The organism is Spiroplasma endosymbiont of Cantharis rufa, assembly GCF_964019665.1.
In the GTDB taxonomy this organism is placed as follows: domain Bacteria; phylum Bacillota_I; class Bacilli_A; order Mycoplasmatales; family Mycoplasmataceae; genus Spiroplasma_A.
Window position 1 is genome coordinate 210600 of sequence record NZ_OZ026459.1, and the last position, 13682, is coordinate 224281.

The window sequence follows — 13682 nt, forward strand, 5'->3', positions numbered from 1 at the left end:
ATAGTGCAAATTCATTATATCATATATACATATAGGCAAAGGAGTATTGCTAAATGAGATTAGAAATTTGCAATCTTGATGAATTAACTACAGTTATTAATTTAATTTTGCCCAAAATTAAGGAAAATAGTTGCTTAATTCTTGAGGGAGAAATGGGTTCTGGAAAGACTACGTTTAGTAAATATTTGCTTAAAGCAATGGGATTAAAAGAATTGGTGACTTCACCAACTTTTACAATAATGCACCAGTATCAAATTGATAAATTAAAAATAAATCATATTGACGCTTATAGGTTAACTCCAAAAGAAGATTGTGAAATGTATTTAGAAGAAATGTTTAATTCCTTTAATATAGTTGAATGAAGTCAAAATTTAGCAATTGATTATTTTAGATATTTTAATGTGATAAAAATATCAATTGAAATAATTTCTGAAACCAAAAGAATTTTTTCTATAGAGGAGAACAATTAAATGAATCTTTTTTTAGATACTAGTAATAATAAATTAATTATCATTTTAGAAAAAAATAATAAAGTCATTGATACTTTATTTTTAGACAATCAAATAAGAGTAAGTGATATTGTATTGAATCAACTTGATAGTTTTTTAAATAAAAATAACTTAACAATAAAAGAAATAGAGAATTTATATGCAATAAAGGGTCCTGGAAGTTACACAGGTGTAAGAGTGGCTATTACTATTGTAAAAACATTGAAAACTTTAAATGAGAAATTTAATGTATTTACTTTATCCTCATTAGCATTTCAAGCTGGTAATAATAAAACCATAAGTATATTAGATGCAAGGGGAGCTAAAATATATTTAGGAATTTATGATAATGGTAAAAATATTATTGAAGATCAATTATTACCTTTTGAATATCTTGAAGATTTTCAAAAACAATTTTCAGATTTTAGTTTAGTTACAGATTATAAGGATATTGATTTTAAAAAGTGCTATTTTGAAACTAAGTCATTTTTTGTTGAAATAAAAAATTTGGAAGATATTAAACCACTGTATATAAAAAATTTTATATAAGAAAAGGAGTTTTATTATATGAATGAAATTAATAAAGGCACAAGTATTCCAGTATGAGCTTTATCATTAATAATAATTTTATTTATTATCGGTCTAGTTGTTTCAATTTGAGGTGCTTCTTCTGTTTTTAAATTTAAAAAGGAAATGGAAAGTAATGACATTAAAAAGATCTTTAAAAATAAAAGGTTATTAAAATATGGTGATGAATTTGAAAATAAGTCAGGTATTTATGCCCTAATTTTTAATAATTTTAATTCAAAAGAGTATTTTTGACCAATATTAATATTCAAAAGTAGCAATTTTAGTGAAACAACATTAGAGATTGTAAATAAAATTGAAAGTAAGGAATATAAAAATATAGAAGACTATATGAATGAAAAGGGTTTAAAAAATGAAGATATTAGATTCATTGAATTAGAAATAAATGAAGATCAGAATAAATTTAAGTATTGAATAAAAAAAACTAAAGCTGATACTAGAGGTTTCAATATATAAAATTAAAAAACCTTTTGGAAACACTTATATATTTTTAACTTAAAAATGTTATTGCAATAAAAAATTTTCCATTATATAATAAAAGTGTGGAGAATTTTAAAATGGAACAAAATCAAATTATAGGGTTGTCATTGTTAATAATTGGATTATTAATAATTGTAGGTTTTGGATATTGGGCATATTATGCCAAAAATAAAGTAAAAGATAATTCAAATTTTAAAACTGGAAATCAAGAAAGCCAAACAATTTGGGAGTTTACTAAAAAAAACTTTCCTATTTTTGTTGCAATTTTTGGTTTTATAATGGCATTTACTGGTTTAATGATGATGTTCTAGTTAGCAACCACGACAAAAGAAAGGAAATAAACTAAATGAAAAATATTACTCAAAAAACTGGTGAAAAGTCTTCAAATAAGTTTACTGCTAAAATGAAAAGCATGGGTAAAAATATTATGCCCACACTTTCAAAATTAAGTAAAGCGTTCTTATTACCTATAGCACTTTTACCAATAGCGGGTGTATTTCTTGGTGTTGGTGCAGCGATTTCATCTAATGCTGGTGATGTTGCATTTCTATTTTATTTTGGATCACTTCTAAATAAAATGGGTGATGTTTGTTTTGGAAATTTACCAGTATTATTTTGTATATCAGTTGCATTAGCTTATACTAAGGACTCAGGAATAGCAGCTTTAACAGCAGTTGTTGGTTTTCTTGTTATGAATGGGATGCAAGCTGCGTTATTACATACAAGCGTAGTAGATCAAAGTACAGTTTGAGTACAATTAAATGATCAAACTTGACACCAACTTTATACAAATGTTGGAGACAATAAATGAGAAATTATTTGAGAAAACTTTGATTTTGGCTTACAAGATATTGCCAAATATGTATCTGCAGCTAATCAAGAAATTGCTGAAGCTGGGAAAGGTTCAGCAATTAACTCAAGTTTAGAACATATTGATGCTGCTGGAAGCGCTTATTATTCATTACTATGAATTAATTGAATTCCAAATGGATTAATTACTTCAAATATTGGAGTTAATTCATTAAATACAGGGGTATTTGCAGGTATATTTGTTGGGGCAATTGCAGCAAAATGCTACAATAAGTTTCATGATACTCAATTACCTTCTGCAATAAGTTTCTTTAGTGGAACAAAATTAGTTCCAATTGTAACATTTGTTGCAGTTATTCCATTGTCATTTATATTTATGTTTTTATGACCATATCTAGGTATGGGATTAGCAGCATTTGGACAAGCATCAGGAAAACTTCCTTATGGTGTGGATTCATTAATTTATGAAGTTGCAGAACGTTCATTAGTGCCATTTGGATTACACCATGTGTTTTATGCACCGCTGTGATGAACAAACGCTGGAGGTTCAATTGCTGAAGCTTTTGAAAAAACAATTGATCCAATTGTTCAACAACAATTTGCAGATCTATGAGCTAAAAATCATGATGCAGTTAAATTATTAGGAACAGCAACACCATCATTTGAACAAATTAGAAATTTAATAAGTACTAATTATACTGATTTATGAAAATCAATGGGAGATCAGACAATGGCTTATAAAGTTATTGCTAATTCTGAAGTTTTAAATTTTAAAGATTTAGATATTTTAGGATTAAATATTGGAAGATTCCAATCTGGTAAGTTTGGATTTATGTTGTTAGGATTACCAATGGCGGGATTAGCAATGTGATTAAATGTTCCTAAGGAAAATCGAAAATCAGTAATGGGAATTTATTTCTCAGCTGCCTTTACTTGTTTCCTAACAGGAATTACAGAACCAATAGAATACACATTCTTATTCTTAGCACCTTGATTATTCTATGGTGTACATATGCCATTAGCATCAATTTCATTCTTATTATCTGGACTATTTAGAACTCACGTTTCAATGACAGTTTCAGGAGGATTTATTGATTACATAGTATTTGGAATAATTCCATTCTTTGGAAGTAAAGCTATGAGTGCAACATCAGTATTTGCAATTCTAGGGGTTGCAGGTATTATGGCACCAGCTTACTTCTTCTCATTCTACTTTGCAGTAAAATATGGAAATGTAATGGTTCCAGGAAGAGATGGAAGTAGTGATGTTAAATTAGCAACAAAAGCTGATTACAAAGAAGCAAAAGGTCAGAATGTTGATGATATAAAAATTGAAAATAATAAGAGCTCTTCTGAAAATGCAAGAGTTCAAAAAGCCACAAAGATAATTGAGTTTTTAGGTGGAGAAAACAATATTGTCGATGTTGATGCTTGTGCAAGTCGTTTACGTGTAACTGTAAAAGACGGAAGTGTTGTTGATAAAGAAGGTATCATATCTTTAGGAGGAGCCAATGGAGCTCTTATTAGAGGAACAAATGTTCAGATTGTTTATGGTGGAGAACAAGAAGCCATTAAACCACGTATGATAAAAATTCTAGGTGAACAACGAAAAGCCAAAAAAAACAATGAGGCTTAGTAAATAAAAATATTTTAAATTAAAAGATAAAACCTTATTAAGTATGTCTTACAAGAGAATACTAATATGGTTTTTTATACTTTATAATTAAATAAAATGGAAAGAGCTTATAATATGAAATTATCTTATAAAAAAATGAGTATTGAAGATTATCAAGATATTGCTGATATGCTTTTAAATAAAAAAGTTATGAAAGCTTGAGAACATGACTTCAATGAAAAAGATGTACATGATTGAATAAAAAAACAACATAAAAGATATTTAGAAAATGAATTAGGTTATAAACTTATTACTGACTCAGAAAATAATTTAGTAGTTGGTCAAGCAGGAATAACACTACAAGAAGTAAATGGAAATATTGTATATGAAATTGGATATATTATTAAATATGAATTTTGAAAAAAGGGGTACGCTACAAAAGCTGTTTTAGATTTATTAAATATTGCAAAAAATAAATATGGATTAAAGCAAGTTTATTCTTTAATAAAATATGATAATTTAATCTCTCAAAAAGTTGTTTTAAAAAATGATTTTATTAAAATAGGAGAGTTTAAAAAAATTTATAACGAAAAGGAAATGAAGCATTTCATTTTTAAAAAAGACCTTTAATAATTCTAAATTATATTTTTATTAGTTAAATGAAAAAAATCCAACATAGATAAATGTTGGATTTAAAATTAGAAAATATATAAATATTTATATTTTTGATTTTTTCTTATAAATTAATAAATTTAAATATGTCAATATTGCAGAAAAAGCTATTCAGCATATTATGCATAATGTCATATTAAATCCACCAATTAATTTCATATCTAAATCTTTATAAAGAGATAAATCTTCATCGTTTAATTTTTCTTCTTTTGGTTTTGTTCTTTGAATAATCTCTTCAATATCATTTTTTGAATAATATTTTAAAGGCTTAGTTGGTTGCATCATAGATGAAATTGAAGAAACATAATCATTTACAAAAGGCTTTGTATTATTGCCTCTATAAATATATCATCAGTTGTTTAAAAAATTACCATTAGCAGAACTATTATTTGATTTAAATTCAGAGTCATAGTTAATGCCATTATTTTTAATACTTAAAATATCATTGTCTGAGTTATTAAAATCATTGTACATTGATGCTCTATAACCTGACATAATTAGTCAATTAATTATCATAATTTCAGGATGATTTTTATAAATATCAAATCTTTTTTCATTTGTCTTATTTAAATCCTCATTTTCAAATTTGAAAGTAGATTCAATATCCAAAGAGTTTTTTTTAAAAATTGAATAGGCTAATCCGTTTGAATCTCCAGGTTCACCGTCTTTAATAATTGTTAAATAATTATTATAAGTATATTCAATTCAATTGAATAAACTTAATAATTCTGGCAACTGTTTTTTTAAATGTTCTAAAGTCGGTTGAATTTCAATATACACTTGTTTTTCTGATCATCCTTCTTTAGAGAGTAATCAATATTTATTTTCAATATTTGAATTATAAGGTTTAAGATCTTGTGCTTTTTCAAAAATTTCACTCATAAGACTAGAAATTTTATATTCACTTAGAACTTCATTTTCACTTAGAACTTCATTTTTATTATTTAGTAAATTAGATTGACCATTTAAAAAAGCTCTTTTTTTAATATTATCAAAATCTTTATAACTAAAATCAATTTCACTTTCTTTGAAGATCTCATTATAGTTCTCAACATTTTTTAAATTATTATAGAATGAGTGACCAAGATGCATATTAATGTTGGCATTTAGATAACTAGTTTCTGATATTTTGTTGAAAGTTCCATTTAATTGACTACTTATTGCAGCACCAAAGGGATATATAAAAATTAACAGTGCTAATAATAAATTGTTTAAAATCCCAATTGCTACACTAAAAGTCATTGAAATAGCTATTATAAAAGGAATTAATACTATGGGTAAAAAGAAATAAAAAGCCAATTGAGTTAGTAATATATCATTGACAATAACTTGCTCGTAGTTTGAAATTAGTGTAAATAAAGTACCTAAAATAAAGTTTATTAAAACATATAATATTGAAATTAATATTGCAAGTGAATATCTATACAAAAATGATTGTCAAATGGGTATTCCTGCTCTTAACTCTATATTTTGAATTCCATCATCCTTTTGTTTTTTAAAAAAGAAGAATGAAATTAAAGTGAGAAAAATACTAAAGCAAAATCCACTACAGATATATGACACTGTTTTAAATAATGATAAATTCATTAGTTGCATTTTAGGATAACTACTTGAAAGTGATTGCATAAGAATAAATAAGGAACTAACAAAAATGAAAATTAAACCTGTGATAATAATAGATTTATTTCTTAAAGCCAATTTTAAGTTTAAAAAATAAATTATAAATAAACTTTTTACATTTTTATTTTTCATTTTCTTTATCCTCCTTATATAAGTTTGAAATTAATTCAATATTTACTTTTTTTGGATCAATAAACTTTTTATAAATGTTAATTATTAACTCTTTCTTATTATCAAATTGTTTATCATAAACAATTTCTCCGTTTTTGATAAGAACTAAATGATTTGCTATTTCTTGAAGCTCTTCAATGATATGGCTTGTGATAAGAATTGTAACACCTAGTTTATTTAACTCCTTAAGAATTGAAATAAACTCTATTTTTGATTCAACATCTAGATTTGCTGTTGGTTCATCTAAAATAATATATTTTGGAGAACGAACAAGTACACTTGCCATAATTGCCTTTTTCTTTCATCCAGCAGATAACTCTTTAATCTTTTTATTTTTAAATTTATTTAAATCAAGCATTTCATAGATATTTTTAATTTTATTTTCTAATTGTTTTTTGTTGATTCCATTAGCAGCACATAAAAATAATATATATTCGTGAAGTTTCATGTCTAGTGGAATATTGTTAGTATCTGGAAAGAAAGCCAATTTTTGTAAGTTATTATTAATAAATAAATTTTCATTATTTATTAAAATTTCTCCTTCTTTTAAGTGAAGTTCTCCAAAAATTGCTTTTATTGTTGTTGTTTTTCCAGCACCATTATCACCAACAAAGGCAATAATATCTTGGTCATTAATATTGAAACTGACATTTTTTATACCAGTATCGTTTTTAAAGACCCTTGTTAAGTTTTTAATTTCTATCATTTGTTTTTCTCCATTGCTTTATTATATATGCATTAATGTTTTTTTTTTTTTTTTCAAAAATGTTGTCATTTTATTAAACTAAATTGTTTTTAATAATTTAAAAAAATCTATTTATGTTAAAGCAATATTTTTGTTATAATTAAAAATGTAAATGGATTGGTACTCAAGTTGGTGAAGAGGGCACCCTGCTAAGGTGTTAGGCCGGGTAACTGGCGCGAGAGTTCGAGTCTCTCTCAATCCGCCATTTTTAAAAAATACAACCGAGATTTTAAAATCTTGGTTTTTTATTTGAATATATAATGTATTAGATATAGAATAAGTAATATGAAATATATTAAGAGGTTTATAACATGAAAAAAAATGATAAAAATAAGGAATTAAGTGAAAATAAACCTAAAAAGGGTTTTTTTAAAAAATTATTTAAAGGTAAAGAACAACAAAAAAAAGTTTTAAATATTATTAAGACTAAAAATATTAATAACTTATATTTTTATACTGATGTAAATAATATATTACTAATTTTAGAGCGCGGTATTAGACTTTTAAAAGATCAAAATCTTAAAAAAAATGAAGAGTATATTGTCTGAACTTATCTAGAAAATGAAAACTCAATTGGATTAGAATTTGATTCATCAACAAGAGCTCATTTTTGAAAATGAGCAAGTGAGTCAAAAGTAGATATTGAAAAAATTAGTGTTATTGGAATTGACCCTCATAATTTAGCTAAATTAACTAAAAATGATTGAGCATTTGATGAGGCAAAAAATATTGTTTATATATATGAAACATTACCTTTAGAAGCAATTGAATTTATATTAATTAAAGATAAGGCAAATTTGAAAAGAATTCAAACATATGTAGAAGCAAATGATATTGATATTGATGTTTTCTTTGGAGAAACTGGAAATATTGATAAAAAGAAAGAGAGAAAATAATTAATGGCAAATAAAATGGAAAAAATAACTTCTAGAGATGTGGATTTTAGTAAGTGATATACAGACGTTGTTAAAAATGCTGGACTTATGGAATATGGGCCTGTAAAAGGAACAATGATTTTTAAACCACATGGTTATGCTATTTGAGAACTAATTCAAAAAATTGTAGATATTGAATTTAAAAAAATAGCAATTCAGAATGTCTATTTTCCACTTTTAATACCAGAGAAACTTTTTCTAGCTGAAAAAGAACATGTAGAGGGATTTGCTCCAGAACTTGCAACTGTTACTAAAGTTGGAGATAAAAATTTAGGAGAAAACTTATTCATTCGACCAACAAGCGAAGTTCTAGTAGCTGATTTTTTATCTAGGGAAATAAATTCATACAGAGATTTACCAGTTAAATATAATCAATGAGCAAATGTTATGAGATGAGAAAAAACAACAAGACCATTTTTAAGAAGTAGTGAGTTTTTATGACAAGAGGGGCATACTTTTCATTCATCAAAAGTTGAAGCTAAGGAAATGACTTTGGATATTTTAGAAATTTATAAAAAGTTGGCAAATAATATTCTTTTGTTACCTGTAATTTCTGGAAGAAAAACTGAAAAAGAGAAATTTGCTGGAGCTAAAGAAACTTATACAATTGAATCATTAATGTATGATGGACAATCATTGCAGTCTGGAACAAGTCACTATTTTGCAGATAATTTTGCAAAAGCTTTTAATATTAAGTTTCAAAACAAAAACCAAAAGGAAGAATATGCATATTCTTCAAGTTGGGGAATATCTACAAGGTTAATCGGTGCAATTATTATGACTCATTCAGATGATTTTGGACTTGTTTTACCAAGCAAAGTGGCACCAATTCAAATATCAATTATTGCAATTAATGATTCCAAGGAAGTAATGGATATTTCAAATAATTTGCAAAAGAACTTAAATTTAAATTATCGTGTTGAACTAGATAAAAGTGACAAGTCTTTTGGTTTTAAAATTTCTGAAGCTGAAATCAAAGGAGTTCCAATTAGAGTAGAAGTTGGACCAAGAGACTTAAAAGATGGAGTTGTTACTATCTCTAGAAGAGACTTAAGAAATAAAGTACAAGTAAAATTAGAGGATGTTGAAAATTATATAAATAATGAAATTTTAGAGCACGATAAAAATCTTTATCAAAAAGCTTTAAAAAATAGACTTGATAAAACTTTTAAAGCAGATAGTGTAAAGCAATATTTATCAATTATTGAAAAAACACCAGGATTTGTATTAGTGCCCTTTTGTGGAGACATTGAATGTGAAAATGATGTAAAACAAAAAACTTCAACAAACTCAAGATGTATTCCTGATGGCGTAGATCAAATCAAATCAAAATGTTTTAATTGTAATAAAGAATCAAATTTAATGGTATATTTTGCAAGAGCATATTAATAATTTTATTTAAAAAAACAAATATGAAAGTATTTGTTTTTTTAAATATAGCTTGAATTGTAGTTATAATTATTTTATATATTAATAATAATATAGAATGGGTACTGAAAGGAGGTTTTTGAATGAAATCAAAAACTGGAGATTTAGTTTTTGTTCATGCGTATAAACACAATGGAAAATTATATAGATCATGAGAAAAAGTTAGTATTTTTGAAGAAACAGAAAATCATATAATATTAATTAATGAGGAAGTATTAATTACTGAAATTAATGGTAGAAAATGAAAAACAAATGAACCAGCTATATGATTCTTTTTTAAGAACGAATGATATAACATAATATGTATGTTTAAGGAACGTGGAATTAATTACTATTGTAATTTAGCATCACCTTATATTTTTGAAGAACATACAGTAAAATATATAGATTATGATTTAGATTTTAAAGTTTTTAATGACTATAGTTATAAAATATTGGATTTAAAAGAATTTAATAGAAATAGAATTAGTTGGAATTACTCAAGAGATATTATAGAAAAAGTATGAAAAAGTGTTGATGAAATTAAAGAAATGATAAAAACTAGACAAAAACCTTTTATTCATGATTATGTAAATGAAATTTGAAAAAAATACTTAGAAATAAAAAATAAAAAATAATAGAGTAAAAATTATTTTTTTGAATCAATTTCTTTAATTTTGAGAATATAATTTTAAGTCTTTTAAGAACTATTTTTTAGTGACTCATAATAAATTAATTTTTATTAATAGATTATTGGTTATAATATTTAAAGAAAACTAAGAGGCGATTAAAAATGGATAAATCAAAAATTAGAAATTTTAGTATAATCGCTCATATTGATCATGGAAAATCAACTTTAGCAGATAGATTACTTGAATTAACTGGAACTGTTCAAAAAAGAGATATGCAAGCACAGCTTTTAGATTCAATGGATATTGAAAGAGAACGTGGAATTACAATAAAACTTAATTCAGTTCAATTAAAGTATAAAGCTAAAGATGGTGAAGAATATATTTTTCATTTAATTGATACGCCAGGTCATGTTGATTTTACGTATGAAGTTTCTAGAAGTTTGGCTGCTTGTGAAGGAGCATTGCTAGTTGTTGATGCTAGTCAAGGTATTGAAGCGCAAACATTAGCTAATGTTTATTTGGCATTAGACAATGATTTAGAAATAGTACCAATAATTAATAAAGTTGATTTACCTGCAGCAGATCCAGAAAGAGTAAAAGAAGAAATTGAAAAAGTGATTGGAATAGATTGTTCAAATGCTCCAATGATAAGTGCAAAAACTGGCTTAAATGTTGAAGATGTTTTGGAGGCAATTGTAAAGTTTATTCCTGCACCTTTAGACCCTGATGACAGTAAACCATTAAAAGCACTTATTTTTGATTCTTATTATGATAAATATAGAGGGGTAATGGTCTCTGTAAGAATTATGGAGGGAACAATAAAAGTTGGCCAAACAATTAAAATGATGCAATCAAAAGCAACATATGAAGTTACAGAGTTGGGAGTTAAAACACCTTATGAAGTAAAGAAAGACAAACTTGAAGCCGGAGAAGTTGGGTGAATTGCTGCAGCAATTAAAACAGTAAGAGATGTGCAAGTTGGAGATACAATAACAACAAAAGAAAATGGCGCAAAAGTTGCCCTTGATGGATATAAAAAATTAAATCCTATGGTTTATTGTGGAATATATCCTGTTGATACAGCAAGATATAAAGATCTAAAAGAAGCATTAGAAAAAATTTCTTTGAGTGATGCAAGTTTGGTTTATGAACCTGAAAGTTCTCAATCTTTGGGATTTGGCTTTAGATGTGGTTTTTTAGGTTTATTACATATGGATGTTATTCAAGAAAGACTTGAAAGAGAATATGATTTAATATTAATTGCTACTGCTCCGTCTGTTATTTATAAAGTTACTCAAACAAATGATGAAACAATTCAAATTGATAATCCGGCTTTTTTACCAGATCCTCAAAAAATAAAATTTATTGAAGAACCTTTTGTTAAGGTGACAATTATGACCCCAGATCAATATTTGGGAGATTTAATGAGTCTATGTCAAGATAGAAGAGGAAATTATATTGATATAGAATATATTGATGATATGAGAAGAACTTTAGTTTATGATATGCCATTAAACGAAATTGTTTTTGATTTTTTTAATAAATTAAAATCAATGTCAAAGGGTTATGCATCTTTTGATTATGAATTAATAGGTTATAAGCAATCAAAATTAGTAAAAATGGATATTTTATTAAATGGAGATATTGTTGATGCTTTATCAACGATAGTTCATAGGGATTTTGCTCAAACAAGAGGAAGAATTTTAACTGAAAAGTTAAAAGAAATAATTCCAAGACAAAATTTTGAAGTTCCAATTCAAGCTGCAATTGGTGGAAAAATAATAGCTCGTGAAACTATTAAGGCAATGAGAAAAAATGTTTTAGCCAAGTGCTACGGTGGAGATATTTCACGTAAGAAAAAATTATTGGAAAAACAAAAAGAAGGTAAAAAAAGAATGAAGGCAATAGGTTCTGTAGAAGTACCACAAGAAGCTTTCATAGCTGTTCTTAAATTAGATGATTAGGAGGATAATTAATGAATTTTTTAATTGAGTACTCAACACAAAATGATATTTTTAATCAAGCATGTCAAATTAGAAAAAAGGTGTTTTGTGATGAACAAAAATACCCAGAAGATGATGAGTATGATGAGTATGATTCACAAAGTTTTCATGTTATTGGTTTTGAAAATGATGCAGTTGTTTGTTGTGCAAGAATTTTAAAAAAAGCAAACGAATGATATATTGGAAGAATTGCGGTTTTAAAAGAATTTAGGGGTAAAGGTATAGGAAATAAAATTATTAATTTCTTAGAAGAATTTATAAAAAATAATTTAAATGCTCAAGAGATTTTCTTAGATGCCCAAGAATCTGCTTTAAATTTATATAAAAAAAATGGTTTTGAAGTTATTTCAAACAAATTTTTAGATGGTGAAATATGGCACTACAAAATGAAAAAAAAGTTTTAGGCCGTTCTAGTTAAAATAATTTTATTTGATAATTATTAAATTCGGATATTCTTTTATAAATTGAATTTTTATGATAATAAATATATAATTCTTTAGGAATTTTTATATATTTATTTTTAATAAAATTATATAATTAATAATATAGGTGGTATTTAGATGAAAAAAATTAAAGTATGAAAAATTATAATAATGTTATTAATTTCTGTGTCTCTTATTCTAATCTTGCCTTGAATAACTGTTGATTCAAACAATAATATAGTTTTCTCTTTTAAAGAGTTTAATATAAATAGAATTGCATTATTATTTAGTGGTTTAGCTTACTTTGGAATTAGTCTATTTTCAAGTTTAGGAAAAAATAAAGTAGAAAAAGTATTTGGAATATTTGATATTATTATAAGTTTTTGAGTAATTATTATTTTATCTATTCATACATTTTTATATTTAAATGCAGAAGTTCAAATTAAAATGACTTACTTTATGCCATTGCTTTCTCTTTTAATTGTAGATTTAATTATTACAATTATTAATATTTCAATAAATCCAGAAAATTTCTTAGTTAAAAATAATAATCAAAAATTAGAATCAGTTCCTGCAAAAATAATTGATCAAAGTTATCAATCTCAAGATTCTCTTAAAGATGTGTCAGATTTAAAAAATAAAATTCTTAACATGAAGAGTGGTCTAAATAAATCATATGAAGAAGCAATTGAAGAAATTGAAAGAACTGGTGCTTTAAGCGGAATGGATATGTCTTCTTTAATTACAGAGGAAGAACCTAAAAATAATAAAATAATTCCATATTCAATTGAGGAAAATCAACTAATATTAAATGATATTGAACAGGAAATTAAACCAGAAGAAATTAAAAAGAATTTATCAAATGAATCAGTTAAAGATGATGATGAATTAGAATTACCATTAAATTTAGAAGATCCAATTGCAAATTCTAATGAAGATAAAGATTATGATAATATTAATTCTTCTAATTTTGATACAGGGGAATTTAAATATATGTCAAGAAGAACTAATACTGATGAAAATAAACATTAAAATAATTTAAACATTTATTTTGTTTAAATTTTTTTTTATATAGAATTATAGTATTAGGGGAT

Annotated in this window: 14 protein-coding genes and 1 tRNA gene; 13 read left to right on the top strand and 2 right to left on the bottom strand. The window is 25.4% G+C overall.

Annotated features, from left to right (window positions below; translation table 4 throughout):
* Positions 1-53: 53 nt before the first annotated feature.
* The 6 genes from tsaE (at position 54) to AACL15_RS00970 (ending at position 4611) form a co-directional block, all read left to right on the top strand.
* Positions 54-470: a tRNA (adenosine(37)-N6)-threonylcarbamoyltransferase complex ATPase subunit type 1 TsaE gene (gene tsaE / locus AACL15_RS00945; protein ID WP_339034445.1), complete on the top strand. Its 417-nt coding sequence runs from the start codon at positions 54-56 to the stop codon at positions 468-470.
* Positions 471-1037, top strand: coding sequence for a tRNA (adenosine(37)-N6)-threonylcarbamoyltransferase complex dimerization subunit type 1 TsaB (gene tsaB, locus AACL15_RS00950; protein WP_339034447.1), 567 nt, complete (start codon positions 471-473; stop codon positions 1035-1037).
* Between the two features lie 18 nt (positions 1038-1055).
* Positions 1056-1532, top strand: a complete 477-nt coding sequence (locus AACL15_RS00955) for a hypothetical protein (RefSeq protein WP_339034449.1) — start codon at positions 1056-1058, stop codon at positions 1530-1532.
* Between the two features lie 101 nt (positions 1533-1633).
* A complete protein-coding gene (locus AACL15_RS00960; protein WP_339034451.1) occupies positions 1634-1867 on the top strand; it encodes a hypothetical protein in 234 nt (77 codons plus the stop codon).
* 92 nt (positions 1868-1959) lie between these two features.
* Complete coding sequence (locus AACL15_RS00965; RefSeq protein ID WP_422398403.1) at positions 1960-4002, top strand: PTS transporter subunit EIIC; 2043 nt, start codon at positions 1960-1962, stop codon at positions 4000-4002.
* Positions 4003-4116: 114 nt separating this feature from the next.
* Positions 4117-4611 (top strand): GNAT family N-acetyltransferase, encoded by a 495-nt coding sequence (locus AACL15_RS00970; protein WP_339034455.1) that lies wholly within the window; start codon positions 4117-4119, stop codon positions 4609-4611.
* 87 nt (positions 4612-4698) lie between these two features.
* On the opposite strand, the gene AACL15_RS00975 is transcribed toward AACL15_RS00970, so the two are convergent.
* Both AACL15_RS00975 and AACL15_RS00980 read right to left on the bottom strand, forming a co-directional pair.
* Positions 4699-6405: a hypothetical protein gene (locus AACL15_RS00975; protein WP_339034457.1), complete on the bottom strand. Its 1707-nt coding sequence runs from the start codon at positions 6403-6405 to the stop codon at positions 4699-4701.
* Positions 6395-7150 (bottom strand): ABC transporter ATP-binding protein, encoded by a 756-nt coding sequence (locus AACL15_RS00980; protein WP_339029678.1) that lies wholly within the window; start codon positions 7148-7150, stop codon positions 6395-6397. The genes AACL15_RS00975 and AACL15_RS00980 overlap by 11 nt, the downstream gene beginning before the upstream one ends.
* Before the next feature lie 153 nt (positions 7151-7303).
* Here AACL15_RS00980 and AACL15_RS00985 point away from each other — a divergent pair.
* The 7 genes from AACL15_RS00985 to AACL15_RS01015 all read left to right on the top strand — a co-directional run bounded on the left by AACL15_RS00985 (position 7304) and on the right by AACL15_RS01015 (position 13620).
* A tRNA-Ser gene (locus AACL15_RS00985) sits at positions 7304-7394 on the top strand.
* A gap of 106 nt (positions 7395-7500) precedes the next feature.
* Positions 7501-8085: an acetyltransferase gene (locus AACL15_RS00990; protein ID WP_339034459.1), complete on the top strand. Its 585-nt coding sequence runs from the start codon at positions 7501-7503 to the stop codon at positions 8083-8085.
* Between the two features lie 3 nt (positions 8086-8088).
* Positions 8089-9513, top strand: a complete 1425-nt coding sequence (gene proS / locus AACL15_RS00995; RefSeq protein ID WP_339034461.1) for a proline--tRNA ligase — start codon at positions 8089-8091, stop codon at positions 9511-9513.
* Between the two features lie 122 nt (positions 9514-9635).
* On the top strand, positions 9636-10169 hold the full coding sequence (locus AACL15_RS01000) for a DUF402 domain-containing protein (RefSeq protein ID WP_339034463.1): 534 nt from the start codon (positions 9636-9638) through the stop codon (positions 10167-10169).
* A gap of 155 nt (positions 10170-10324) precedes the next feature.
* Entirely contained in the window at positions 10325-12127 is a 1803-nt protein-coding gene (lepA, locus tag AACL15_RS01005; RefSeq protein ID WP_339034465.1) for a translation elongation factor 4, read from the top strand.
* A gap of 11 nt (positions 12128-12138) precedes the next feature.
* A complete protein-coding gene (locus AACL15_RS01010; RefSeq protein ID WP_339034467.1) occupies positions 12139-12570 on the top strand; it encodes a GNAT family N-acetyltransferase in 432 nt (143 codons plus the stop codon).
* 156 nt (positions 12571-12726) lie between these two features.
* Entirely contained in the window at positions 12727-13620 is an 894-nt protein-coding gene (locus tag AACL15_RS01015; RefSeq protein ID WP_339034469.1) for a hypothetical protein, read from the top strand.
* Positions 13621-13682 lie beyond the last annotated feature (62 nt).